The 26366-nt window shown below is 52.2% G+C and carries 24 protein-coding genes and 1 pseudogene; 9 read left to right on the top strand and 16 right to left on the bottom strand.

Annotated elements, in window-relative coordinates; all coding sequences use genetic code 11:
• Nucleotides 1–394: 394 nt before the first annotated feature.
• The 3 genes from ACHZB8_RS15355 (at nt 395) to ACHZB8_RS15365 (ending at nt 2313) form a co-directional block, all read left to right on the top strand.
• On the top strand, nt 395–748 hold the full coding sequence (locus tag ACHZB8_RS15355) for a TraR/DksA family transcriptional regulator (protein ID WP_316861611.1): 354 nt from the start codon (nt 395–397) through the stop codon (nt 746–748).
• Between the two features lie 273 nt (nt 749–1021).
• A complete protein-coding gene (locus ACHZB8_RS15360) occupies nt 1022–1510 on the top strand; it encodes a L,D-transpeptidase (RefSeq protein ID WP_316861612.1) in 489 nt (162 codons plus the stop codon).
• 251 nt (nt 1511–1761) lie between these two features.
• The gene (locus ACHZB8_RS15365; protein ID WP_316861614.1) at nt 1762–2313 is read left to right on the top strand and encodes a L,D-transpeptidase; all 552 of its coding nucleotides are present in this window, start codon (nt 1762–1764) and stop codon (nt 2311–2313) included.
• Between the two features lie 231 nt (nt 2314–2544).
• On the opposite strand, the gene ACHZB8_RS15370 is transcribed toward ACHZB8_RS15365, so the two are convergent.
• On the bottom strand, nt 2545–2961 hold the full coding sequence (locus tag ACHZB8_RS15370) for a DUF2000 domain-containing protein (RefSeq protein WP_316861616.1): 417 nt from the start codon (nt 2959–2961) through the stop codon (nt 2545–2547).
• Between the two features lie 127 nt (nt 2962–3088).
• Between ACHZB8_RS15370 and ACHZB8_RS15375 the strand changes: the two genes are divergently transcribed.
• Nucleotides 3089–3559, top strand: a complete 471-nt coding sequence (locus tag ACHZB8_RS15375) for an Lrp/AsnC family transcriptional regulator (RefSeq protein WP_316861618.1) — start codon at nt 3089–3091, stop codon at nt 3557–3559.
• Between the two features lie 319 nt (nt 3560–3878).
• Here ACHZB8_RS15375 and guaA read toward each other — a convergent pair whose 3' ends face one another.
• The 6 genes and pseudogenes from guaA to guaB all read right to left on the bottom strand — a co-directional run bounded on the left by guaA (nt 3879) and on the right by guaB (nt 11433).
• A complete protein-coding gene (gene guaA, locus ACHZB8_RS15380) occupies nt 3879–5426 on the bottom strand; it encodes a glutamine-hydrolyzing GMP synthase (RefSeq protein ID WP_316861619.1) in 1548 nt (515 codons plus the stop codon).
• A gap of 252 nt (nt 5427–5678) precedes the next feature.
• A complete protein-coding gene (locus ACHZB8_RS15385; protein WP_316861621.1) occupies nt 5679–6281 on the bottom strand; it encodes a MarR family winged helix-turn-helix transcriptional regulator in 603 nt (200 codons plus the stop codon).
• Between the two features lie 219 nt (nt 6282–6500).
• The gene (locus ACHZB8_RS15390) at nt 6501–7796 is read right to left on the bottom strand and encodes an RsmB/NOP family class I SAM-dependent RNA methyltransferase (protein ID WP_316861870.1); all 1296 of its coding nucleotides are present in this window, start codon (nt 7794–7796) and stop codon (nt 6501–6503) included.
• Nucleotides 7797–7933: 137 nt separating this feature from the next.
• On the bottom strand, nt 7934–8458 hold the full coding sequence (locus tag ACHZB8_RS15395) for a hypothetical protein (protein WP_316861623.1): 525 nt from the start codon (nt 8456–8458) through the stop codon (nt 7934–7936).
• Nucleotides 8459–8617: 159 nt separating this feature from the next.
• Entirely contained in the window at nt 8618–9589 is a 972-nt protein-coding gene (locus ACHZB8_RS15400) for a zinc transporter ZntB (RefSeq protein ID WP_316861624.1), read from the bottom strand.
• 343 nt (nt 9590–9932) lie between these two features.
• Nucleotides 9933–11433, bottom strand: a pseudogene (gene guaB, locus ACHZB8_RS15405) (IMP dehydrogenase).
• A 484-nt stretch (nt 11434–11917) separates the two neighbouring features.
• Between guaB and ACHZB8_RS15410 the strand changes: the two are divergent.
• The 3 genes from ACHZB8_RS15410 to ACHZB8_RS15420 are packed head-to-tail and all read left to right on the top strand — an operon-like array spanning nt 11918 to nt 14460.
• Entirely contained in the window at nt 11918–12505 is a 588-nt protein-coding gene (locus tag ACHZB8_RS15410) for an SCP2 sterol-binding domain-containing protein (protein WP_316861626.1), read from the top strand.
• 48 nt (nt 12506–12553) lie between these two features.
• On the top strand, nt 12554–13534 hold the full coding sequence (locus tag ACHZB8_RS15415) for a peptidase U32 family protein (RefSeq protein ID WP_316861872.1): 981 nt from the start codon (nt 12554–12556) through the stop codon (nt 13532–13534).
• Between the two features lie 11 nt (nt 13535–13545).
• Nucleotides 13546–14460, top strand: coding sequence for a U32 family peptidase (locus ACHZB8_RS15420; RefSeq protein ID WP_316861627.1), 915 nt, complete (start codon nt 13546–13548; stop codon nt 14458–14460).
• Between the two features lie 153 nt (nt 14461–14613).
• On the opposite strand, the gene ACHZB8_RS15425 is transcribed toward ACHZB8_RS15420, so the two are convergent.
• The 9 genes from ACHZB8_RS15425 to ACHZB8_RS15465 all read right to left on the bottom strand — a co-directional run bounded on the left by ACHZB8_RS15425 (nt 14614) and on the right by ACHZB8_RS15465 (nt 23734).
• Nucleotides 14614–14928: a hypothetical protein gene (locus ACHZB8_RS15425; RefSeq protein WP_316861630.1), complete on the bottom strand. Its 315-nt coding sequence runs from the start codon at nt 14926–14928 to the stop codon at nt 14614–14616.
• Between the two features lie 341 nt (nt 14929–15269).
• Nucleotides 15270–15977 (bottom strand): glutathione S-transferase N-terminal domain-containing protein, encoded by a 708-nt coding sequence (locus tag ACHZB8_RS15430; protein WP_316861631.1) that lies wholly within the window; start codon nt 15975–15977, stop codon nt 15270–15272.
• A gap of 121 nt (nt 15978–16098) precedes the next feature.
• A complete protein-coding gene (locus ACHZB8_RS15435) occupies nt 16099–16554 on the bottom strand; it encodes a GNAT family N-acetyltransferase (protein ID WP_316861632.1) in 456 nt (151 codons plus the stop codon).
• 50 nt (nt 16555–16604) lie between these two features.
• On the bottom strand, nt 16605–17201 hold the full coding sequence (locus ACHZB8_RS15440) for an NnrU family protein (protein ID WP_316861634.1): 597 nt from the start codon (nt 17199–17201) through the stop codon (nt 16605–16607).
• 280 nt (nt 17202–17481) lie between these two features.
• Entirely contained in the window at nt 17482–18948 is a 1467-nt protein-coding gene (gene gatB, locus ACHZB8_RS15445; protein WP_316861636.1) for an Asp-tRNA(Asn)/Glu-tRNA(Gln) amidotransferase subunit GatB, read from the bottom strand.
• Between the two features lie 81 nt (nt 18949–19029).
• Nucleotides 19030–19338 (bottom strand): chorismate mutase, encoded by a 309-nt coding sequence (locus tag ACHZB8_RS15450; protein ID WP_316861637.1) that lies wholly within the window; start codon nt 19336–19338, stop codon nt 19030–19032.
• Nucleotides 19339–19367: 29 nt separating this feature from the next.
• The gene (gene gatA, locus ACHZB8_RS15455; RefSeq protein ID WP_316861638.1) at nt 19368–20840 is read right to left on the bottom strand and encodes an Asp-tRNA(Asn)/Glu-tRNA(Gln) amidotransferase subunit GatA; all 1473 of its coding nucleotides are present in this window, start codon (nt 20838–20840) and stop codon (nt 19368–19370) included.
• Between the two features lie 118 nt (nt 20841–20958).
• Nucleotides 20959–21246, bottom strand: coding sequence for an Asp-tRNA(Asn)/Glu-tRNA(Gln) amidotransferase subunit GatC (gene gatC, locus ACHZB8_RS15460; RefSeq protein WP_316861639.1), 288 nt, complete (start codon nt 21244–21246; stop codon nt 20959–20961).
• A 298-nt stretch (nt 21247–21544) separates the two neighbouring features.
• Nucleotides 21545–23734 carry a GGDEF and EAL domain-containing protein gene (locus ACHZB8_RS15465; protein WP_316861640.1) on the bottom strand — a complete coding sequence of 730 codons (2190 nt, stop codon included), beginning with the start codon at nt 23732–23734 and terminating at the stop codon, nt 21545–21547.
• 346 nt (nt 23735–24080) lie between these two features.
• Between ACHZB8_RS15465 and ruvX the strand changes: the two genes are divergently transcribed.
• A complete protein-coding gene (ruvX, locus tag ACHZB8_RS15470) occupies nt 24081–24599 on the top strand; it encodes a Holliday junction resolvase RuvX (RefSeq protein ID WP_316861641.1) in 519 nt (172 codons plus the stop codon).
• A gap of 321 nt (nt 24600–24920) precedes the next feature.
• Nucleotides 24921–26180: a cyclopropane-fatty-acyl-phospholipid synthase family protein gene (locus ACHZB8_RS15475; protein WP_316861642.1), complete on the top strand. Its 1260-nt coding sequence runs from the start codon at nt 24921–24923 to the stop codon at nt 26178–26180.
• Nucleotides 26181–26366: the final 186 nt, after the last annotated feature.

Genomic DNA, 26366 nt, shown 5'->3' on the forward strand with positions numbered 1-26366 from the left:
TAGCAGGAAACCATTCAAACACTTTTGCCGGACATTACCCGGTCCCAAAGCATGACGCAATCGTCCAGTCCGGTTCCAGAGCATTCCTACCCGCAAAAAAAGCAATAATATCGCATCGCACCGCTTTGCTTGCCGATAAATAGTGGCAGCATTTGGATAAATCGCTCAATTTGTCGATTCAAGGTGGCGTTTTCCAGAAATCCGATACTGCCTTTGTTGCATTGTCATCAGCAAAAAGGGGATTGACCTTCGTAGACACATGCCTCACCTTTTCATGAAGCAGAAAAGCGCGGACATTTCTAACAATCTTTTTACAGCGCTATCACACTTCTCCAAAGCACGTGAATATTTTGGGGCCAACCAAGCGGATTGACACACACCTCAGGAGAGCGCCATGTCCATTTCTCCCAAAAAGGCGATGGATTTATTGGAAGGCAAGCGCATAGAGATTTCAGCCTTGAGCGAATTGTCTCAGGAAGCCCGGCAAACAGTTGCTCTCGACCAGCAAAGTGTGGGCCGCCTCTCTCGCATGGACGCACTGCAAAACCAGGCCATGGCGGAAGAAACCCAGAGGCGCCGTATCCTCGAACTGCAAAGAATCGAACAAGCCGTCAAGCGTCTGGAAGATGGGGACTATGGCTACTGCATAGAATGTGACGCAGAAATTCCGCTCAAAAGGCTGGAAATAGATCCCACGGCGGTTCTGTGCGTTGAATGTGCAGCGAAAAAGGAAAAGAAGAAACGCTAAGCTGCGTTTTCCTTCTGTCTCACAGCCCTTCAAATCCCCCAAATATCGTACCGGTCCAATTCTCTTCTCTTGCGATAATTGGAAAGCTCGGCTATTTGATGGAGCAGATTTCCCTCAAGACCGGGGCCTTTGGCCTTCAAGGATCTGGTGCTGCGCAAACCTCACCAGGTCTCCCATTGGCTATTGTGATTGACCTGTTGTCTTGTGTTGACGTCTTTGTGATTTCAAGCTCTTCGAACAATATGGTACATGCTGAAGCAAAAGGGGCACACCATGTTTAAAAAAATTTTCGATAGATCAAGTCGGGTTGAATCCAACCGGGTTTCCACCCGTTTCAAAATGATCTTTTCACTGCTCATTTCGCTTCTGCTGGCGACACCCACCCTGGCCTTCGACAACAGCGACATCGTCGATATCAATATTGACATCACCAATCAGGAAATGAGTGTCCGTGTTGGAGGCGCAAAGCGCTACACATGGCCCGTTTCAACCGCGCGCAAGGGCTACGAAACACCACTTGGCAAATTCAAGCCAACACGCCTTCATGAAGAATACTACTCCCAGCTTTACGAAGGCTCGCCGATGCCCTATTCCATCTTCTTCCATGAAGGATATGCCATCCACGGAACAACGGCAATCAAGCGTCTCGGGCATCCTGCGTCTCACGGCTGTGTGAGACTGGACCCGGAAAATGCTGAAAAGCTGTTCAAACTGGTAAGCGTCAAGGGTCGGGGCAATACCTTCATCAGGATCTTCAACTGACGGTCAACCCTCTGGAACAGCTCCTTGGCTCGACCCCAAGATTTTCAAAAAGACCGAAGCACTCCGAAATCTGGAAAAACGGAGTGCTTTTTTTTGTACTTTTTTCAGTCAAGCATCCAAAACCATTCATTTACCCTAAAGATAAAATTTCGTTCAAATTTGAAGTTTTCACGCTGACACAAACAGAAATATTAAATGCAGCATGGAACCCTTAAGCAAAAAGACCAATCAGTTTTTCGGGGAACCATTCCATGATGCTTAGAAGAATACTCATTAGTCTGATTTCTGTTGCCTGTATCGGTGGACAGGCCATGGCAACGACCTCATCAGTCCCGCAAGGAGATCTGAAGACAAGCCAGAAATCAATGCGCGAACCGATCTTTTCGGGCGAATTGCGTTTGCTGGGATCCAGACCCTCACTCGGTGACAAATCGAACAGGGCACCGATTGTCGCCAAGATCGACATTTCCGAACAACGGATGAATGTCTATGTAAACGGCTATATTACCCATAGCTGGAAGGTATCGACCGCAGCGAATGGCTACTACACACCCCGAGGCGAATACAACCCCTATCGGATGCACACCATGTGGCGATCGCGCAAATACAATAATGCGCCCATGCCCTATGCCGTCTTTTTTCACAAAGGCTGGGCCATTCACGGCACAAACGCCATTTCTCGTCTTGGCCGCCCAGCCTCGCACGGCTGTGTGCGCCTTCACCCGGACAATGCAAAAACCCTGTTCAAGCTCATCAAAACAGCTGGTGGGATGAAATCGGCCAAGGTGATCATTTCCAACTAGACCATGTCTCTGAAAAACATGGGCGAGTTTCGCATAAGGATCCTCGCCAAAACAATCGCTTGAGCAATTTGATTGCCCCCAGACCAGATCAAATTGCGATGCAAAATCTCCGGGGTTCGGTCTCATCCTCCCAAGGCCAATCTGCAACGGAGACCCGAGAAGCGCGACCTTGGCTCCTCCCCGAGGCCGCGCTTTCTTTCTTGAGACTTTCAAAAAGCGTGAAACGCTGTCCTATCGCAGCAGCTTCAGAGAACCTGTAAGAGAACGCACCCATTTCTCCGGCCCGGCCAAGCCCACTCCATCGATCACTTCCTCTTCCAGAGACCGCTCCGGCAAGGATTGCTCATAATCGTTATAATCGTGAAGCTTTCGCGCAAAGGACGGAAAGGGAACAATGACATGTCCCTCTTCGCATTCAAGCGCCTTCATCATCAGCTTCTTGAGCGGCTCGGGCTCTGCTTGCAATATCGGAACAGGCAAGCGGGAGCTGACGTCAATGACGTGGCCATTGTTGTCCGACAATTGTCTGTCCGCCAGAACAGGCCGCTTGGCACCCAATCCGATCGATATGGCTCCGACCGTATTGGCAAGCAAACCCAGAGAAAGCTGAGGCGATACAATGATCGCCACTCTTAGTCCTTCAATCATCACAAATATCCTTCTGTTTTCCTCAAGGTAGGATAGCCGACAAGAAAAAACCTGCCTTTCATGTCGAAAATGACAAGAATATGGGTCATTATGACCCTATGAAGCGCAAATATTGGAAGGATTGACCGTGCCTCTACAGCCAAGCGACAGGAAAATATTGCATCATCTGCAAAAGGATGGACGCCTGACCAATCAGGCCCTTGCAGAGGAGGTCGGACTATCCGCCTCCCCTTGCTGGCGAAAGGTCAGGCAACTGGAGGAAGCTGGCGTCATCGAAGGCTATTCAGCACGCCTGAACAGGCGCGCCGTCGGGCTTGGAGTCCTTGCCTTCATTCGGGTCAAAATCGACAGTCACAACGAAGTGGAATCGGAAGAATTTGCAAATCAGGTCAAGCGACTGGAGAGTGTTGTCGCCTGCTACAGCCTGGCCGGTGATGCTGACTTTCTATTGCAGGTCGTGGCGTGTGACCTAGACGATTATGCCGATTTCGCCATGAACGAAATCCGCCGTCTACCCCGCATCAAGGAAATGCACTCGACCATGGTGCTTAAGGAAATCAAACCCTTCGAGGGCTATCCGCTTGACGTGGGGAAATAGACGGTTGGGCCTTGCCACTCTTCACGAGCGGAAACAATCAGCTTTCCACAAAAGCAACTGGCATTGCCGCCTCGCAATCATTCTTGATGGCCAGTTCCCAGTCTCTGGAAGCGACCTGATTGAAGAATGAAAGGAACACCCCAAGGCTACAGCATCAGCGCAAGGTTTTAGCAGTCACTCGCCATAAATTGCCGTGACCAAAGCCCATGCCTGACCAGACGCAAATGGCCCCGAACAAAAAACCAGCGACAGAGGCGCTGGTTTTCTAGCATTTATCAAAGTCTCAAGCCCGTTGTGACATCTCGACCAACCAACTGCATCACTCCCATTCGATAGTTCCGGGAGGCTTTGAGGTGACGTCATAGACCACGCGGTTGATGCCCTTGACTTCGTTGATGATACGGGTTGCCGCTTTGGAGAGGAAGTCCATGTCGAAATGATAGAAATCAGCCGTCATACCATCCACGGACGTCACCGCACGCAGAGCACATACGAATTCATAGGTCCGGCCATCTCCCATCACACCAACCGTCTGGACGGGCAACAGAACCGCAAAGGCCTGCCAGATCGCATCGTAAAGACCGGCCTTGCGGATCTCATCAAGATAAATCGCATCAGCCTGCCGAAGAATATCGAGCTTCTCGCGAGAAATGCCGCCCGGACAACGGATTGCCAGACCAGGCCCCGGGAACGGATGGCGACCGACGAAACTGGCAGGCAAGCCAAGCTCGCGTCCCAGCGCCCGCACTTCATCCTTGAACAATTCACGCAGCGGCTCGACCAGCTCCATATTCATCCGCTCAGGTAACCCACCCACATTGTGGTGAGACTTGATCGTCACGGAAGGTCCGCCGGTAAAGGAAACCGATTCAATCACATCGGGATAGAGCGTGCCCTGGGCCAGGAAATCAGCACCGCCAAGCTGGTTGGCTTCATCCTCGAACACGTCAATGAAAAGCCCACCAATGATCTTGCGCTTGCGCTCCGGATCCGTTTCACCTTCAAGGGCAGTTATGAAAATCTCGGACGCATCCACATGAACCAGAGGAATGTTATAATGCTCGCGGAACAACGAGACGACCTGCTGGCTTTCGTTGAGACGCATAAGGCCTGAATCGACATAAATGCAAGTCAATTGCTCACCAATGGCCTCGTGGACCAACACGGCAGTAACCGAAGAGTCGACGCCGCCGGAAAGTCCGCAAATCACCCGTTTGTCACCGACCTGTTCACGAATGCGCCTGATCGCAGCGGCCCGGAACTGCGCCATGGACCAATCGCTCTCGCAGCCGCAAATCTTATGCACGAAATTGGAGAGAAGCTGCGCACCATCTGGCGTATGGACCACCTCGGGGTGGAACTGGACGCCATAAAAACGTCTGCTCTCATCCGCAATAGCGGCAAAAGGTGCACCTTCAGAGGTGGCAATAACGTCGAACCCCTTGGGCAGCTTGGTCACCCGATCACCATGACTCATCCAGACCTGATGGCTGGAGCCCAAGACCCAAATGCCGTCAAAAAGCGGGCTCATTTCTTTCACGGTCACAAAGGCGCGACCAAACTCGCGATGCTTGGAGCTTTCAACCTTGCCACCAAGCTGCATGCACATTGCCTGCTCACCGTAGCAAATACCAAGAACCGGAATACCGGCATCAAAAACGGCCTGAGGGGCTCTGGGAGAGCCAATATCGACCGTTGAAGCCGGACTGCCAGAAAGAATGACACCCTTGGGCTGAAGATCATAGAAAGCTTTTTCCGCACTCTGAAAGGGAACAATCTCGGAATAAACTCCTGCTTCGCGCACCCGTCGTGCGATGAGCTGTGTCACTTGCGATCCAAAATCGATAATGAGAATCTTGTCCGTCATACGTCCTCTTCCTCGTTCATTCCCCTTGCCCCATTGCTGGCGGCATAGATGTTCTACCCTCTTATGACGAAGCGGCATCAAAGGCAATCTCGGAGCAGGAATAAACAGGAGGAGGCAGGCAAAAACTCCGACTTTCCCCAATAGAACGGAAAACAAACAAAGCAATATCGTGCAAGGTCACGCCGAAATGGTCTTGCACATAATGAAAAACCGGATTTATGAGACTATTTGCCTAAATGAGACATACCGTTATCAACGAAGAGACTTGAGAAGCTGGGAAAGGCGAATCCGGTCCTGAACATGCATGCCCTTGAGAAAATCGGACTCCATGTCCATGACGCACCGACCGATTTCTGCGGCAACATCACGCCCCTTCTTGGTCGTTTTGAGCACGACCAGACGTTTATCCTGCTTGTTGACCTCCCGCTTGATGAATTTGCGATCCGTCAACCTTTTGGCAGCCCTTGAAACGGCAACCGTATCGAGCAGAGTGCGAGGCTCAACCTCGCGGACAGAGACCTGACCATCCTTTGCAAGGCTCGCAAGCACCTGCCACTCGGCGAGGCTTATGTCCCAGCGCTCCTGAAGCACTTTGCCGATCCGTCTGGATATGCCCTGAGATATCTCGAGAATTCGATAGGGCAGAAAATTGTCAAGCGTGAAGGCTTGCTCATCGGCAAAAGCCGATGTCGGCGACAATGAGCCATCCTCCTCGAAGTCTTCTTCTTCCGTTTCCAGTTCATCGGAGGCAAGCGCCTCTGGCTTGCGTTCATCCTTGGCCCGCTTCTGAGGCGGAGCAAGGTCCGGCAGCGCATCAAACATGGAAACCTGAATCGCATCACCAGACTTGGCCATCGTCACACCTGCTGTTCATAGGGCTTCTGATGCAAGAGAAAAACACGGAACATCCCGTCGGCGAAAAACCGCGGAACGCAGGCACACTCTCCCGGCACCCGCAAAGCTCACAAGAAGCTTCACTCACCTTGCAATACAACAGCCCGAGGAAAATTTCAATTCACTGGATATGAAATCCCAACAAGCAATTGATGAAAAAGAAGAAAGAGATCCAAGGGATCAACTGCCACGACATTCCATGACGGCAAAGAAGAAACCGTCCGTTGCCGTAGACTGCGGTGTCAGCGTCACACTCATCATGTCCGAAGACCAGGGCTTCGGCGCATCGAAACCAAACAGGTCCTGCCAGACTTCCCCTGCCGAAACCAGTTCGAAATCAGGGTTATTTGCAAGGAAACCATAAATCTGCTCTTCATTCTCCATCGGGATAACCGAGCAAGTGATATAGATGAGAAAACCACCGGGCCTTACAAACTGCCGCGCTTCGGCAAGCGCGATCTGTTGCTCCTCGACCCGCTTGTCAAGCTGATCCTCGCTCAGCTTCCACTTGGTCTCCGGGCGGCGGCGCCACGTTCCGGTACCGGTACAGGGCGCATCCACCACAACGCGATCCATGCGGCCGATGAGATCGTCAAGAGCACCTTCATTGGGGGTTCGGGTCTGCACATTGCGCACCCCTGCCCGGCTCAATCGATCAACGATTGGAGCCAACCGTGCGGCATCCACATCATAGGCATAAATCTGCCCCTTATTCTCCATCTGGGCAGCCATCGCCAAAGTCTTGCCGCCGCCACCGGCACAATAATCAAGCACCTGATCCGACTTGCGAGGAAAAATGAGCCGCGAGACGATCTGACTACCCTCGTCCTGAATTTCGTAAAAGCCCTTTCGGAAGGCTGGATCACCCTGAATGTTAGGCTGGCGATAGTCGCCACTTTGCGCGGCAAAACGCAGACAATCCGGGCTCAGGTTCGTATGCTTGGGTTTGAAACGGGAAAGCTCCTTCTCCACCTTGTCGATAGACGCCTTGAGCGAATTGACCCTGATATCGACCGGAGGACGACAGGAAAAGGCCTGAGCTTCTGCAAGGGCTTCTTCCTCGAAAGCCTCCATGAAGGTCCCCTCCAGCCATTCAGGAATGTCACCGCGCACCCAGAAAGGGGCATCCTTGAGAGATTTCGCCTCGATCGCGGCAATTTCCTTCTCGCTCAAGGCAGTTGGGGAATGCGGATCCTCGGCCATCAATGCCTGAAGCTGCTCAGCAGAATTGCCCCAGTCAAACGCCAGCGCAGCCAATGCCAGCGCCCTCGGGCTGTCATCCCCCATGCGCCAACCGTGCGAGGCACGCCGGCGAAGGGCATCATAAACAATATTCCCTATCGCAGAACGGTCGCCAGAGCCTGCAAAGCGATGATTGCGCCCCCAATCCTTGAGCGCTTCAGCGACCGGGCGCTTGCGTCCCTCCACTTCTTCGAGCACTTCAATTGCGGCTTGCAGGCGACCACCAAGTTTCATTTCACACCATCCAGACTTGACCAGCCGGGCAGACAGTCCCGACCATTTGAGAAGATGCATGTAAACGAATTGCGCCGCAAGGCCAAGCCTCAAACGTCGATTTCTCTTGCAAAGGCAGAGAAAACTCAACAGCCGAACTATTTAAGCTTTGGAAATGGTTGCCTGTTCGAGCCGCCAGATTGCCCCTGATGCATGAGCAGAGGTTTTTTGATCGGCATCATGTTTCCCGGAAGAGGCACTTCGGCAGTCCCGTTGATCAAGGCAAGAGTTTCCTCATTGCTCAATGACTTGAGATGATTCATCTGCCACGGTGCACCCTTGACCTCATAAAGCGTCTTCAGACCACTGCTCCCGAACTCAAGAATAACAAAGGCCGAACTGCTTCGCCCCAGCATCCACATGACGGAAATATCTGGAATGCCGTTTCCGGTCATGTCACGAGGCCCGTTAACGCTGGTCACGAAATTCCCGACTTCAGGCCTGCCTGCCTGAAAAACGGACTTCCCATATTGCGTAATCTTGACGCTGTTATTTTCCGTATCAAGCACATAGCCATTTTGCAGTGTGATCTTGTTCTCGCTGGCCACTCCGCCGGACAAAGCAACAGAAGCCGTTAGCATCAAGGCAGAAACGGCCAAAAAACACTTATGGAAAACGGACATTTTGATCCTCCCTCACTCTCTCTGAACCATAAAAACCATCTGGCAGAAAAGAACAACTGGCCACATCGCCACACGAAAAACAGCTTACGCAATAACAAGTGTATCGGCAAAACCATACGCTCGGGAAATAAAGGGAACAGGCAAAGCCTGCCAAACGGATCAGAACCACCTGAACCATTTGAAAAGTGACAGCTGCACCGAGACGATGATGGCGAGAAATCCGAGAAAGACCCAAAAAGCCCAAGCATAACTGGCTCCGGGAATACCGCCGACATTGATGCCAAGCAGGCCGGTCAGAAAACCCAGTGGCAGAAAGATCGCTGCGATCATGGACAGGATATACATATGCTTGTTCAATCGATCTGCCAGAACATGCGCGATCTCGTCTTTCACGATCTGAGACCTCTCGCGAATGGCATCCAGGTCTTCCACATTTCGCGTAAGGTGGTTGTAGACTTCCTGCAAATGGCGACGGTGAAATTTGTCAAGCCACTCGAAGTCCGCCATTCTGAAATGATCGATCGCATCGCGCTGAGGCGCCAGATACCGTCGGAACATGATCGCCTGAATGCGGACATCGATGATCGACTCGCGCAATTTCGGATCGCTTTCCAAAAGAACCTTTTCCTCGATATCGTCAGCCCGATCATCGAGCGAACGCAAGATCGGCTCCATGCGAGCAAACAAACGCTCACACAGCATGGTCACAAAATGTCCGGTATTGCGCGGCCCGGTACCCGCCAAAAGCTTGGCTTCGATGTCGGCCGCTGCCCTGATGCGCTTTCGACTGACCATGATGATGCGAGAGCGCTCCACCCACAAAGAGATCGAAACCATGTCTTCGGGATCTTCATTCTCATTGAGGTTGACCCCTCTCAACACCAATAAGGCCCCATCACCAATTTGTGTCATCCGCGGACGGCTCACATCATCAAGCAAGGCATCTATGATGAAGGGATCGAGCGCTTCAAACTCGCTTTCAAGACAATGCCGGGAGTCCGCATCGTTGCCATCAAGATGGATCCAGACGAGCCCTTCGAGCCGATCCGCCCTGGAAATCTTCTCTGCGGACAACACGGTTCCACCACCTTGCCCATCCAGCATGAAGGCCCTCACTACATGGCTCGTCATTTGAAACTCCCTTCTAAACAATTCTGACAATGAAGCTTAGCGAGCAAACCCACCCACCTCAAGCGCGCACAAGACCAACGGTCGAGATCAATCACGGCATCAAATCTCATTTATAGCCATGTGAATACAGAAAGACCGATGAAGCTTGGCACTAATTATCAAAGAGGAACTGAAGAAAATTCATTAAAAAATCTCAACCGTCATTCGAACAACATAAAGATTTTTCACGAGGCCAATTGCAACGCGTACCAAGAATCCACCAGCCAAAGAAAAAGCCAACAGGACCATGGAAAAGCCCCAAGGTCCTGTTGGCTGAAATGCTGAACCCTCAAAAAGGTCCTAACTAGGCGGTTGTGCCGTAGTTGGGCGATTCTCTGGTGATGGTCACATCATGGGCGTGGCTCTCACGCAAGGAAGCAGAAGAGATCCGCACAAATTTCGCGCGATTGCGGAATTCCTCGAGATTCTTCGAACCCGTATAGCCCATGGCTGCGCGCAGGCCTCCGGCCAGCTGGTGCAGAACCGCAGAGGCAGCCCCCTTGTAAGGAACCTGACCTTCAACCCCTTCAGGCACGAGTTTGAGCTTATCCCGCACTTCCGCCTGGAAATAGCGATCAGCCGAGCCGCGCGCCATGGCCCCGACAGACCCCATGCCACGATAGGATTTGAAGGAACGACCCTGATAGAGATAGACTTCCCCCGGGCTTTCATCCGTGCCAGCGAGCAAGGATCCTGCCATGGCGACCTTGGCACCACCGGCAAGAGCCTTGGCCAGATCGCCGGAGAATTTGATACCGCCATCGGCGATGGTCGGAACACCGGACTCTTCGGCCGCCTTGGCACAATCCATCACGGCAGTGAGCTGAGGAACACCGACGCCAGCCACGATCCGGGTCGTGCAAATGGAGCCCGGTCCAATACCAACCTTGACAGCGTCAGCACCTGCATCGATCAGTGCCTTTGTTGCATCGGCCGTTGCCACGTTGCCCGCGATCAACTGAACCGAATTGCTCTCTTTCTTGATGCGAGCAACCGCGTCAATGACATTCTGGCTGTGGCCGTGGGCTGTATCAATGACCAGCGCATCAACCTCGGCATCGATAAGAGCCATCGCACGTTCATAACCATCGGTGCCAACGGAGCAGGCAGCCGCGGTTCTGAGGCGCCCATGACGGTCCTTGCAGGCGTTGGGATTGAGGCGAGACTTCTCGATGTCCTTGGACGGTAATAAGTCCGACGCAATGGAATTTCTCATCCACCACCAACAGTTTTTCAATGCGATGCTGGTGCAAAAGCCGCTTGGCCTCATCCTGATTGACCTGTTCGGTCACGGTTATCAGGTTGTCCCGCGTCATAAGCTCATAGACCCGCTGCTCCGGATCGGAAGCAAAGCGCAAGTCACGGTGGGTCAGAATCCCGACAAGACGTCCGGTTTTCTCGCCTTCCTTGCTGCCTTCCACCACTGGAACGCCGGAAAAGCCGTGTTTGCGCGTGAGCGCCTTGGCCTCGGCCACTGTATAGTCGGGAGTGATCGTCAAGGGATTGACGACCATGCCGCTTTCGAATTTCTTGACCTGGCGAACCTGCTCGGCCTGCTCTTCATGGGTCATGTTCTTGTGAATGACGCCCATGCCGCCGGCCTGCGCCATGGCAATCGCCATCTTGGCTTCGGTGACAGTATCCATCGCAGAAGAAAGCAGAGGCAAATTCAGCTCTATTTCCTTGGTCAATTTGGTGGTGATGCTGACTTCACCGGGCATGACGACAGAATGATCCGGCTGAAGCAGGACATCGTCAAAGGTCAATGCCTCTTGTCCGGTAGAAGGTTGTAATATGATGGCCATGCCAACTCTCCTCTGAGTTTGGTTCACGCTTAGCATTAAAAGCCGTAAACACGGTGCCAAAAGGATGTAAGCCCCTGTCGCGCCCGCATAAATCAACGAACGAAATGTAAAAAGACAGAGACAAAAGGATAGAAGTTGACGCTGGTCACTACCATGCCTTGGCCGCCTTGCATAGGGGAAAGATCGTCCCTCACAGGCTTTTTAAGCAAATCTTGGTTAAGAAGACACATTTGGCCAGCCAATCTCATGGCAACTCCCTGACGGATAAAGCACCCGCATTGTGGAATATTCGGGTCGCCGCGCTTCAGATGGCCCACAGGACACACGCTGAAGAATAAGCAAAATTACGTGAGCCATTTTGACGCATACTGAAATGATTTTTATCAAGTAAAAGCAGGTTATTGTCAGCAGAATGGGCTCTCTAGCTGCAATGCAGCATGGCTGCTGGCTCAGCAAAGACTCATCATCAAGGGGAGATATCAAGATGTCTGACGGAACAATGCGCGCCTTTCCGCCAATCGTTGCCCGCTTCACCCGACATTTGCCCCTCTTGCCGATGGAACGACTTGTCGCTGAGATTTCCAACCGATTCGCAAGCCAGAATCCCGACTTCTTTGAACGCCTTGGTGACTATGCCAGCAAGTCTTTCGTCATTGTCCCCACGGACCTTGACTGGATGACGAGCCTCAGCTTTCACAATGGGCGCGTACAGCTGCGTCTCTCGCGGTCGCTGGACGCCTTTCCAAATCGCGACGTGACCGTCACGGCCCCCTTTCTGTCCCTGCTTGACCTGCTCGATGGAGAAGAAGATGGGGACGCCCTGTTTTTCTCGCGCGATCTGACGATCGAGGGTGATACGGAAGCCGTTCTGGCGCTCCGCAATGCAATCGACGATGCGGAGATCGACTTCATCCATGAATGCGCACAATTGGCCGGGCCATTGAGCCAACCGGTCGAGAGGGGTGGAAAATGGGTGTTTGACACGATCCGAAAATTCCCCTGGATGAAAAAAGAACCAGCCGCAGAGTCTGACCAACCGGGCATGCCGATGCCCGGCCCATATCCGACTTGATCCGATTATTGAAACGAATTGGAACTTCGACCAATGACACAGAAAGCCATGGAACTGGTCTGTCCGGCAGGAACTCCGGCGGCCCTTCGAACGTCGGTTGACGCAGGTGCCGACACGATCTATTGCGGCTTCCGCGACCAGACAAATGCGCGCAATTTTCCAGGCCTGAACTTCTCTCGCAAGGAAATGCAACAAGGCATTGCCTACGCAGCTGAACGGGGAGCCAAGGTTCTCACCGCAGTGAATACGTTCGCTCAGGCTGGCAACATGGACCTTTGGTATCAAGCCATTGATGATGTCGCCGCATCAGATGCCCATGCGGTCATTCTTGCTGATATCGGTCTGCTCGACTATGCCGCGAACAAGCATCCTGATTTGCGCGTCCATCTCTCGGTGCAGGCGGCGGCGGCCAATGCCGACATGATCAATTATTATGTCGAGGAATTCGGTGTGAAACGGGTTGTTCTGCCCCGGGTTCTCACGGTGCAGGAAATTGCGGCAATCAATCGTGAAATCCGTTGCGAAACGGAAGTCTTCATCTTTGGCGGACTGTGCGTCATGGCGGAAGGGCGTTGTTCGCTGTCGTCCTATTGCACCGGCAAATCCCCGAACATCAACGGCGTTTGCTCCCCTCCCGGTTCGGTAAAATATGAAGACCGCGATGATTGCCTCGAGAGCACACTTGAAGGCATCACGATCAACCAATATCCAAAGGGAGTGGCTGCCGCATATCCGACGCTCTGCAAGGGGCGGTTTGAATCACAGGGTGAGGTCGGATATGTCTTTGAAGATCCGGTTAGCCTCAATGCCGCGCATCTGCTGCCACAATTGCAGGAAGCCGGCGTCACGGCGCTCAAGATCGAAGGACGGCAGCGCGGCAAGGCCTACATGGCTCAGGTCGTCAAAAGCTTCCGGCAGGCTGTTGATGCTGTGGCAAAGGGCTCTAGCATCGACCTTGACCAGATCCTTGCCCCCATGACTGAGGGCCAGAAGAGCACCAAGGGCTCCTACCAGAAAACATGGCGATAGGGAAAAGAGAAATGCAAGACACTGAATTGACCCTTGGCCCCTGCCTCTTCAACTGGTCGGAAGATGCCTGGCGCGATTTCTACTTCAGAATCGCGGACGAAAGTGATTTCGACCTCGTCTATATCGGCGAGGCGGTTTGCTCAAAGCGGCTTCCCTTCCGCAACAATGCCTTGCCGGATATTCTGGAGCGCATGCAAGCTGCTGGAAAGAAAGTGATTTTCTCGACTCTGGCCCTGGTGACGACAAAACCGGAGCGCAAGACGCTCAAGGACCAATGCGAGCAGGACATGTGGATGGTCGAGGCCAATGACCTGACAGCGCTCGCTTTCCTCAAGGACAAGCAATTTGTCATCGGCCCCTATATCAATATCTATAATGAGGCAGCCGTCCAATCACTGGTATCGCGCGGCGCAGTGCGTTTTGTCATGCCGACAGAAGTCCCCGCCACCACCATCGCACAGATCATCAAGGCAGCCCCTCACCCCAAATATGAAGTGCAGATATTCGGTCGCCTGCCTCTGGCCCTGTCAGCACGCTGCTATCACGCCCGTCTTCACCATCTATCCAAGGACAGTTGCCGTTTTGTCTGCGATCAGGATCCCGATGGCCGTGACGTCAAGAGCCTTACGGGGCAGCCATTCCTTGCGATCAATGGCATCCAGACCATGTCCTACGGCAGTCAACTGCTACTCGAGGAGTTGCCAGACCTTGCAAAGGCTGGTGTCAACGCCTTCCGTCTTTCCCCTCACACCGGCGACATGATCGCAGTTGCCGAACAGTTCCGGGCCTTCATGAAGGGGAATATCGATGCCGGAGAAGCCAGAAGTAAAATCTCGGAGCTGATGCCAGGTCATGAATTTGTCAATGGCTTCAGCCATGGTGCACCCGGCATGCACCAGATCGACGAGGCGCTGGCTTTGAGCTGAGACGAGAGCGTCGGACAAAAAAATCGGGCACCAGTAAACTGGTGCCCGTCAACACGTTATGTGCATATTCCATCCCCGTTACAAGTCATATGGAAAGTGTGCATCTTTCTCGAGAAACTGTCGCAAATTTCCGATCGATGCCGACACCCAAGACTAATGCAACCGGATCCATTCCCTTGCCTGCCGCTGAGCTTTGGCAATCTCTGCGCCAGACATTTCTTCAGCCAGTTCCTGACGGCGAATTGCCGCTTCGACGTTGCCCTTCATGGCTGCCAGATTGAACCATTTGTGAGCTGCAATCAGATCCGGTTCACCCTGATCTCCAATTGAATGTGACAGCCCCAACTGAAAGAAAACTTCATCGGTTGCATTTTTACCAACACCATTCAACTCGGCGGAATCAAACTCGATACGTGCCATTTCATCATCCCCATTCACTTTCATTTGCCGACCGGTTTCATCGGTCATTTTGTGAGCATTTTTGCCCGTCCTGATAAGTTCAATGGTGAAATAAATCTCTCAATTCGACGTAAATAGAGTTGGTTACCGCAATGAAAACAAAAGGTTACGCGCTTGTAAACTTTACTTTTGCTAAACCCTGACTTTGGCCGACTTCCGCCAACTTCCTCCAGAATTAGAGACAAATATGAACAAACGGACTAATAGTTTGGAAACCATACGACATTTTTCCTCATGCCCTCACTAAGGATGATTCCTTAGGCTGTTGATTTCTCACAGTAAAAAAGCCCCCAGAGTCCAGACCCGGGAGCTTTACGTTTTTCAGTCAGGAAAAAGCAGAACAAAGAGGGCTATCTGGCCCGCTGATTGAAGAGAATGGACTGCGCAGCCTTGTCCTTGGCCAGATCCAGCTTTGCCCGCTCTTCCTTTCCAAGCGCCAGACCGGTGGCAACTGCTGGCCTGGTTTTCAATGCCTCAAACCAGCGTTTGACATTGGGGAATTCCGCAAGATCAATTGCCTGCCGCTCATGAGGCACCACCCAGCCAATAATTGCCATATCCGCAATGGAGTAGTTGCCAGTGACAAAGTCCTTGCCTTCCAGGGCCTTGTTCAGGACACCATAAAGCCGATGCGTCTCGTCCCGATAGCGGTTGATCGCATAGTCGATCTTCTCCGGCGCATAGGTACCAAAATGATGGTTTTGCCCCAGCATCGGGCCGAAACCGCCCATTTGCCACATCAGCCATTGCTCAACGGCAACCCGGCCTCTTTCATCGTCGGGAAGAAAGCGCCGAAATTTGCGCGCAAGATAAAGCAGAATGGCCCCGGATTCGAAAATCGAAATCGGTTTGCCATCCGGGCCTTCAGGATCCACCAGAGCGGGCATCTTGTTGTTGGGAGAGATCTCGAGAAAGTTCGGCTTGAACTGATCCCCTGCACCAATATTGACATAGTGGACATCATAGGGAACGCCAAGCTCTTCGAGCATGATCGTGATCTTCCAGCCATTGGGTGTCGGCCAGTAATATAGATCAAATGGGGTGGTTTGGGCGGTCATAATCGGTCTCCTGACTTCCAGAGCATTTGAGATGCTCTGCCTTTTTAACAATGATCTCAATCACATATGCATGAGGCTATCAGTTGACCAGAGACATCACACAAGAGTGAAAGGCAAAGGGTCAAAGCTTCATTTTGTAACCGATATGGCTGGCTTCAAACCCCAACCGATCATAGAAGCGCTGCCCGTCAACCCGCTGCTTGTTCGTGGTCAACTGCATCATTCCGCAACCATCAGCTCTGGCTTTCTCGATTGCATAGTCAAACATCTGTTTGCCAATACCCTGTCCACGCATAGTGGACGCGATACGAACCGCTTCGACTTCGGCGCGTTTACAGGCGCCGACTGACAGTCCCTGCATGTAAATCAGCTGGAATGTGCCTATTGGCTCGTCATTTTCATCGCACACAACAAACAGATTGTTGTTGGGATCGGCGTCCATGGTCTCAAAGGCCGCGAGATAAGGAGCCAGATCACTTTGATTCTCGCGATTGGCTCCCAAGAAATCATCTGTAAGCATGGCTACAATCGCGGCAACATCATCGCGTCGCGCTTCGCGAATCGGAAAATCTGGCATATGAGCCCTCCCTTCAAGCAAACCTAAACACATCAGGAAAAACAGGATCGCTAGAGCCTATCCCATAACGCCCCAAGGTCAACAGCGTCCATACCGGTGAAATAGGGATGCAGCCATATAATCAGACAATAGATGACGACAGACATCAGGATGATATTGAACTCGATGAACAGAGGCTTGACCGCAGGCGGCGTATAGGGGCCATCACGGCGGCTTGATCCCCACATGGAGATGAAGGACCAGACAAGCATTCCGCCGAACAGCACCAGCGAGCGAGGATCGTTGTTGACGAGCAAATGTCCGATGGCCCAGAGCGCCATGCCCCAAAGCATCGGATGCCGGACAACACGGCGGATACGACTTGGAGCTTTTGCAGCACCAAACAGGATCATGGAAAACAGCAAGAGGGTGTAGTTCGCGTGACGGGTCCAGTCCTCACTGTAAAGATCGCCCACATATCCCGCCTCCCCTGCGCTACGCCAGCCAAAGACGATAAGCACCAGCGACAGAACAATCAGCAGCGTGAAAGCGCCCTTGTAAGGCCCCTCTCCCATTCTGGCAATCAGCTCTTTGCGCTTCTGCGGCAAGAAAATCGGGAACACATGCACCAGAAACCACAGCAGCACACCCACAATCAACATTGTCATAACCTGGTCCTCTCAATTGTCCTGCCCCATATTCAATGGAGCCTGTCTTGCCTGTTCGAAGCAAGGAAATTAATTATCGCGATACATATATACGACACATCAAGAGCAATGTCAGCCCTCAAGACATGAAATGCCACCTGTTTTACGCCTTAATATACGCGCCTGAAGAACCGCGCAGGCCCATTGCTGCCAAGCTCCAGAGAACTCTGCGAACCACAGGCAAAGAAAAAGCGCGAACCATGGTCGCGCTTTTTTGTTTCATTCATATGGCGACAAAGCCCTAATCGAGACCGAGCTTGTCTTTCAGAATCTGGTTGACAGCCTGCGGGTTGGCTTTGCCCTGGCTGGCTTTCATCACCTGCCCAACAAACCAGCCGATAAGACCCGGTTTGTCCTTGACCTTCTCGACCTGATCAGGGTTGTTGGCGATGATGTCATCGACAATGGCTTCGATCGCGCCGGTGTCAGTCACCTGTTTCATGCCTTTGGCTTCAACGACTTCCGCAGGATCTCCGCCCTCGGTCCAAATGATCTCGAACAGATCCTTGGCGATCTTGCCGGAAATATCGCCAGCCTTGATCAGATCAACGATCTTGCCGAGCTGATCGGCAGAGACGGGACTGTCGTCGATATCAAGCTGCTCTTTATTCAACCGGCCAAGCCACTCGTTGATCACCCAGTTGGCGGCAAGTTGCGCATCGCGTCCCGTAGCCACTTTTTCGAAGAAATCAGCGAGGCGCTTGGAGGCAACGAGTACAGAAGCATCATAAGGCTTCAAACCGAGTTCCGAGATGAAACGCTCACGCTTGTCATCTGGCAGTTCCGGCAGGGCCTTGCGAAGCTCATCGACATAGGCATCGTCAAATTCGAGAGGCAACAAATCGGGATCCGGGAAATAGCGATAGTCATGCGCCTCTTCCTTGGAACGCATGGACCGGGTTTCCCCTTTCTTGGCGTCATAAAGCCGGGTTTCCTGATCGATACTGCCACCATCTTCCAGAATGGCAATCTGACGCCGGGCTTCATACTCGATGGCCTGACCGATGAAACGGATCGAGTTCATGTTTTTGAGCTCGCACCGGGTGCCGAACGGTTCGCCCGGACGACGGACAGAAACGTTGACGTCCGCCCGCATGGAGCCTTCTTCCATATTGCCGTCAGAGGTACCGAGATAGCGAACAATGGTCCGCATCTTTGTCATATAGGCCTTGGCTTCCTCGGAAGAGCGAATGTCCGGTTTGGACACAATTTCCATTAGCGCAACGCCGGAGCGGTTCAGATCCACAAAGGACATGGTCGGATGCTGATCGTGCATCGATTTGCCCGCATCCTGTTCCAGATGCAGACGCTCGACGCCTACCTCAACCCGTTCGCCATCCAGCATGTCCAGGATGACAACACCTTCGCCAACAATCGGATCCTTATATTGCGAGATCTGATAGCCCTGTGGCAGATCGGGATAGAAATAGTTTTTACGGTCAAACAACGAACGATTGTTAATCGTGGCCTTCAGACCAAGCCCGGTCCGGATCGCCTGCCGCACGCATTCCTCGTTGATCACCGGCAGCATGCCAGGCATGGCCGCGTCAACAAAGCTCACATGAGCGTTGGCCTCGCCACCGAATTTGGTTGACGAGCCGGAGAAAAGTTTTGCTTCGGAAGCCACCTGGGCATGGATTTCCATGCCGACGACCACTTCCCAGTCGCCGGTTGCTCCCTTGATCAATTTGCTGGACGCTTCAGCCATATTTTCGTCCTCAGCTTTACCGGAGCGCGGTCTCGCAGCTCCTAACATGATTGAAAGGCGCGCCAAAAACGCGCCAGATGTCTAATCTGCTTCGCCCTGATGAGCCGCAATTGCACTCTCTTCATAGGCGATGTTGACTTCGATCAGGTCTTCCCAAAATTGCATATAGAGATCTGGAGCCAGATCATGAGTTTCCAGCTCCGCCAAAACCTTGTCGAGCACCGCTTTGACGCGATCATCATCGCGAGCCTCGGAAGGATCCTGTTTGATCTCCGCCATGCGCCGCACATAGGAATCCCGTTCGGCAAACAACGCCACAAGCGCCCGATCAAGTCGGTCGACCTCTTCGCGAATATGTGCCTTTTCAGTGCATTCTTCAGCTTTGCGCATGGCGTTCTCTCTGCATGGGATGACCGATCTCACCACCACTTGGCGGGCGCGTCCATGATGCCGGCGGCATCCTCAAGCGCCCCTGCGGTACGAAACAGGGTTTCCTCATCAAAGGCCTTGCCGATCAACTGCAACCCCATCGGAAGACCGATGGCATTTTTGCCTGAAGGAACCGTAATCCCCGGAAGACCAGCCATGTTGACGGTCACCGTGAAAATGTCGTTGAGATACATCTCGACCGGATCAGTGATTTCCTTGTTGAGTTCAAACGCAGCCGAAGGTGTAGCCGGCGTCAGGATGGTGTCGACTTTCTCGAAGGCCTTGTCAAAATCCTGCTTGATCAAAGAGCGGATCTTCTGGGCGCGCAGATAGTAGGCATCATAGTAACCGGCAGACAGCACATAGGTGCCGATCAGCACACGACGCTTGACCTCGGAGCCGAAACCGGCCGCGCGGGTCTTTTCATACATGTCGATGATGTCGTCACCATTGACCCGCAGGCCATATTTCACACCGTCATAACGGGCAAGGTTCGAGGAGGCCTCGGCAGGAGCCACGATATAATAGGCAGGCAGCGCATATTTGGTCATGGGCAGGGAAATATCGATGATCTCGGCACCCGCTGCTTTGAGCCATTCGATACCCTGTTGCCAGTTGGCTTCCACTTCCTCTGGCATGCCATCAACGCGATATTCCTTGGGAATGCCGATTTTCATGCCTTTGATGTCACCGGTCAGCGCGGCTTCATAGTCTGGCACAGGAAGATCAACGCTAGTGGTATCCTTGGGGTCAACCGACGCCATGGATTTGAGCATGATGGCAGCATCGCGAACCGTGCGTGCAATCGGCCCGGCCTGATCGAGCGAGGACGCGAAAGCAACCATGCCCCAACGGGAACAGCGACCATAGGTCGGCTTGATGCCAACCGTGCCGGTGAAGGCAGCAGGCTGACGAATGGAGCCACCGGTATCCGACGCCGTTGCAGCCGCACAAATGCGCGCAGCAACAGCCGCAGCAGAACCGCCCGAAGAACCACCGGGCACCCGATCGATCTCTTCGCCGGTTGCACGCCAGGGGTTTTTCACGGGGCCGAAATAGCTGGTCTCGTTGGTCGAGCCCATGGCAAACTCGTCCATATTGAGCTTGCCGAGCATCACCGCACCATCGTCCCAGAGATTCTGCGTCACCGTGCTTTCATATTCCGGTTTGAAGCCATCCAGAATATGCGAGCACGCATAAGCACCGACGCCCTTGGTGCAATAAAGGTCCTTGATACCAAGCGGAATACCTTCAAGAGGTCTTGCCTCGCCCTTTGCAAGGCGCTCATCCGATGCCTTGGCCATCTCGAGCGCCTTTTCCGGCACTTTGGTGATATAGGCATTCAGAACATTGGCGCTGTCCATTGCCTTGATATAGCTCTGGGTCAGCTCGCACGCTGAGAATTCTTTTTTTGCCAGCCCGTCGCGGGCCTCAGCAATTGTCAAAGCCGTGAGATCTGTCACGTGAGGTCATCCTCATCACTTTGCAGGAGGGGACCATATATTGGTCCGCACAATCCATCGAATTGAAAAAGGGGTTCTGATCATCGAGCCACTTGTGGCTGATGAGCACGCAAAAGGTCTACTCGATGACCTTTGGAACCATGAAATAATTGTCTTCAGAAGCAGGCGCATTGCTGACAACACGGTCGGCATAATTGCCGTCAGTCACGACATCATCGCGCTTTTTCATTTTCTGGGTAACCACCGAGGTCATGGGATCGACACCCTCGACATCGACTTCGTTGAGCATCTCGACCCAATTGAGGATCGAATTCAATTCACCCTTAAGGCTTTCCGCCTCTTCTTCTGTAACGGACAGGCGGGCAAGACGAGCCACGCGCTTAACCGTATCCTTGTCAATTGACATCGATAAAAGCCTTCCAAATAAATGTCCGAGTAGCGCCCTCTTTCCGGCGCCCCCTGCTCGAACCAGCAACGAGTCTTTTGCCACTCATATTGGGCTATAGCATCTCTGCACTTTTACGCGCAACTCCAAGCGCGAACAGATGCGGCACTGGAAGGCATTTTCTCCACCAAAGCCGCTTGTAAGGGACCGGCAGAGCCGAAGGAACCGGAGAAAAGACAAAAAAAGAACCAAATGGATCTCCTTGCCGTGCCTGCCTGGACAGACGCGGAGGATCCCCAAGACAGGATAATCGCAAGCATCAGGAATTGATGGCAGCTTTCTGGTCGGACGTAGCTTGGCAAATGAAATCACTCACCTGATCGGCGGGCATGGGCTTGCCAAGGAAATATCCCTGAGCTTGTTCACATGCAATGCTATTCAGATACTCAAGCTGCTCTGGCGTTTCCACACCCTCGGCGATCACTGTTTTGCCAAGAGACCGGCCAAGCTCGACGATGGCCCTGAGGATCACACAGGGAGCAGCATCCTGACGTCTTGTTTCGAGAGCTCCCAGAAAGCCCCGATCGATCTTGATCTTGTCAAACGGGAATTCGCTGAGATAGCTCAGACTGGAATAACCTTTGCCGACATCATCAAGAGCAATATCAACTCCGAGCATTTTCCAGCTTTCAATCTGGTTCCGCTCTTCCTGATCCCCCTCGAGCATGACGGACTCGGTAATTTCCAATTCCAACTGCCCCGGCCGCAAACCGGATTGGAACAGGCATTTGCCAAGTGCAATGGCAAAATTCGGATTGCGCAATTGCAAGGCCGACACATTCACCGCCACGAAAAGATGCCGTGGCCATTTGCGCGCTTCCTCGCAAGCGGTTTTCAGAACCCAGCGTCCGAGTTCCTCAATCAGATTGTTTTCCTCCATGATCGGAATGAACACATCGGGAGGAATGAAGCCACGTCGAGGATGGTTCCAGCGAGACAAGGCTTCAAACCCCACAAGCTCGCCGGTCTGCAAATTGAATTGCGGCTGGAAATACAGCTCGAACCCGTCATTTTCAAAAGCCGCCCTGATGTCTTCGAGCAACTCGTAGCGTTCGATCAACTGGACCCGCATGGCAGGATTGAAAATGCGGTAGGCGCTTTCTCGCAGCCTTTTGGCTTCATACATGGCAAGATCAGCATCGCCAAGCAAAGCTTTCAAGTTGGTCGATTTGCCTTCTGACAATGCAATGCCGACGCTCGCACCGATCCGGAAGCAAACATCATTATAGGAGACTTCTGCATCGACAATTGTCAGAATCCGGTTGGCGATGATCTCGATTTCATGCTCATTCAAGGTCCGGTTGAAAAGGACAACGAACTCGTCCCCCCCATACCGGACAACCGCGTCACTCTCCAATATGCCGCGCTTCAGCCTTCGCCCGATCGTTCGCAACGCGTAATCACCGAAATCGTGCCCGTAATTGTCGTTGACCATCTTGAAGCCGTTGAGGTCTACCCAAAAGACAGTAACGCCTTTAAGGTGTCCACTCGCCAGTTGCTCCGAACAGGTTTCAATAAACTCGAGGAAATAGGCACGGTTGAACAAGCCGGTCAGAGAGTCCCGATAAACAAGGGTGCGCAACTGCCTTTCATTTTCCCTCAACTTGGCTTCGGCCACAGCCTGTTCGGAAATATCGATGCGACGAGACATGATCGCGCCCGATGCGGACCGCGTTCGTGTATAGATATAGGTCTTGTCGCCAATCTTCTGAGTTTCGCGCTGGCTCTCGACCAACTGGCTTTCGAGTTGTTTTCGCTGCTCAAGATAAACGTCAGGGGCGTTCAACGCGACCGGGTCGGATATGACACCGGCCTCCAGATCCATCCGGTAAAGCTCCAGATGTGTCTTGCCGGCAATGCCCGAACGATCTGGATAATGTGGGAAAACACGATGATAGGCCTCATTGCTGAAAATCACGCCTTCTTCTTCTTCTCCATAAAAGACAATCGCTTCTTCGCTTTGCTCCAGCGCCTCAAGCACCATGCTGGAAAGGCGTCTTTTGTGCAATGTACCCAAGGTTCGAGCACCGAGAGCTGTGAGGTTAAAAACCATCTTCTCGTTGACATCCCGGGACAATTCATCATTGACACTATCATCGAATGAGAGGATGAGACCACCAAGCAACATGCCGTCATCATCAATGATCTTCGAGCAGGTGGACAGTCGGTTGCTGCTCAGCTCGTCGCTAAAATCCGGCACCGGCCCGTCATGTAAAAGCCAGTTTTCGACACTGTCCTGGTCAACAGCAATCGTCTCGCACCCAAGATCGGCGGCCAAACGGAGAGACTTGCCGTGGATGCCCGTAACATAAGCGCGCAAAGCAACATTCTGCCGCAAAGTACCGGCAGCTTTTCTCATTGCAATGAAGAGTTCGGTCTCAGTTGTTGCTCTTACAATTTCATGAGCAATAGAAATCGCTAGCCCGGCATTAATTTCAAAGCGCCCCATTCTGCACCTCAACCTTCTCATGTCCCAGTAAACCATATAACAATAGTTGTAAAAAAAGCTTTACACACACAAATACTGTGGTGAAATTCGTTTCAGAAATGAACTGATACAAAAAAAATCATTTCAAAAATCTGGCACAAGAAAACTGAAACTTATAAAGTTACACAAAATTGAAAATATAATTCCGTAAGGCTTTATACTGAGCAACAGCGCTCAAAATTTCGTTTTGCCAACCTATAAGTGCAGATGCAACCAAGACCATGTTTAAGGCCTCAATTGCCGGATTGGTATCTTTGAATCGTCATGGTAATGTCTCTACAATTTCCCCAAAAAGGTATCGAACGTCATGGCAAGAAAGAAAAAGAACAAGCCCCCCATAGATATTCCATTGCTGGAGCTCACTGCCATAGTGTCACCCCGCCAAAGGTTGCTCGGGTTTGACCTCGGAACGAAAACCATTGGGCTTGCGATATCTGACACTGGAAAGCGCATAGCAACACCACTCGAAACGCTCCACCGGACCAAATTCAGCAAGGACGCGGAGCGGTTGCTCGCCCTGTGCTCCGAGCACGAAGTGGGCGGCTTCATTCTGGGGTTGCCTCTCAACATGGATGGGTCTGAAGGCCCCAGAGCCCAGGCCACTCGGGATTTTTGCCTGTCGCTCAGAGATTTCTGGCTTGAAAAGCAATTGGAGCCTTTTCCGTTGAGCTTTTGGGATGAACGCCTGTCTACTGTCGCAGTGACGCGTACCCTGCTTGATGCCGATACCTCTCGCAGCCGGAGAGGCGAAGTCGTCGACAAAATGGCAGCATCCTATATTCTTCAGGGTGCCCTGGACCGGAGCAACCATACAGCAAGCGATTGAAGACAAATTCGTAAAATAAGAAACACAAAGCATAAAACGAGCGAATTATTTAGCAAAAGCAAAACTTTACAAAGGTCACCATTACACAATATTATGGAACACCACTCGTTTGGCTTTTGCCAGACTGAGCGAAATCATTTTCTTCAATTCTCAGAGACTGAGCCACGCCCCTCGTCGTTCATCATCTTTTCTTGCCAGAGAAGAGATAAACTCTGAATATGGTCGCCCCGCTACGAACCTGTTCCGTCAAGAATGACATGAGGAGCCAATAGAAAAACGATCTCGGCCTCTGTTGTATCAAGAGAACAGCAGAGTAATCCAATGTATGAACCACTCCATAATCTGCTCACAAGGATTGTAAAAACCGGCAATCTGACAGTCATTTGGGCCTCGGGAGAAACCGTCTCTTATGGCGATAGTTCCGGCATGCAGGTTTGCGTCCGCGTGACCGACGAAGAAGCCGAACGGCTGTTGGCCAGAGACCCAGAACTCACCCTTGGTGAGATGTATATGCAAGGGCGCTTTGTCATCGATGAGGGAGACATCTATGATTTCTTCTCTCTTATTCGAAACAACACGCTGGATAGCATTTTTTCTTCTGTCATGAAATTCAGGCGTATGTGGCGCATTCTGAAAGCTCAGGTAGAGACGCGTCTTCCCATCAACAAGAACCGCAGGAATGTCTCCCATCACTATGACCTGACCCCGGCCCTCTTCGACCTGTTTCTCGATGATGACTGGCAATATTCATGTGGCTACTTCGAAACCGAGAACAGCACTCTGGACGAGGCCCAACTGGCCAAGAAACGTCATCTGGCCTCGAAATTGCGTCTGAGCGAAAAGGAAAGAGTGCTTGAAATCGGTTCTGGCTGGGGCGGACTGGCCATTTATCTGGCAGAGACGACGGGCGCAGACATCACTGGCATCACCTTGTCACATGAACAGTTGACTGTCTCCAGTCGTCGGGCCGAAGAACGCAACCTCTCGGATCGGGTTCGTTTCGAGCTGAAAGACTATCGCAACATGAAGGCAGCCCCGTTTGACCGCATCGTTTCGGTTGGCATGTTCGAACATGTGGGCACGGGCCGCTATGACAATTTCTTCCGCAAGTGCTACGAGCTGCTGGATGAAGATGGCATCATGCTGCTTCATTCGATTGGCAGGACAGAACCCGGTTACAACATGACCAATCCGTTCATCGCCAAATATATCTTCCCCGGTGGCTATATCCCCTCATTATCGGAAGTCCTGCCCGCAGTTGAGCGATCGGGTTTTCTGGTACGGGACATAGAAATCCTGCAAATGCATTATGCCTATACCCTGCGTGAATGGCGCAAGCGCTTTGTTGCCCGCAAGGAAGAAGCCATAGCCCTCTATGACGAAACCTTCTTCCGCATGTGGAATTTCTATCTGGCTGGATCGGAAATGGCTTTTGCCTGGGACCGCATGTTCATCTTTCAGATGCAACTCACCAAAAAGCAGCTCATAACGCCCAACATCCGCAACTATATGACCGAAACCGAAAATGCCCTGAAGAAAAGGGAAAGCAATCTGCAACCACATGCGAGAATAAAGCTCTAGCGCTTCGAGAGCTTGCCTCATCTATTATGAATTGACTGGAAAAGCGAAAAATCTCCGCAAAATTCTGCGGAGATTATTATTTATTTCAGCCCCCGCACTTCGATGCCCTTTACCTCCGCATAGCTTTGCGGCAGAAGTATAGCTCTCACCTGTCTACACTCCCCCCCCCCGACAGACAAAAAGGCC

It is taken from the genome of uncultured Cohaesibacter sp. (assembly GCF_963556055.3).
Classification (GTDB): Bacteria; Pseudomonadota; Alphaproteobacteria; order Rhizobiales; family Cohaesibacteraceae; genus Cohaesibacter.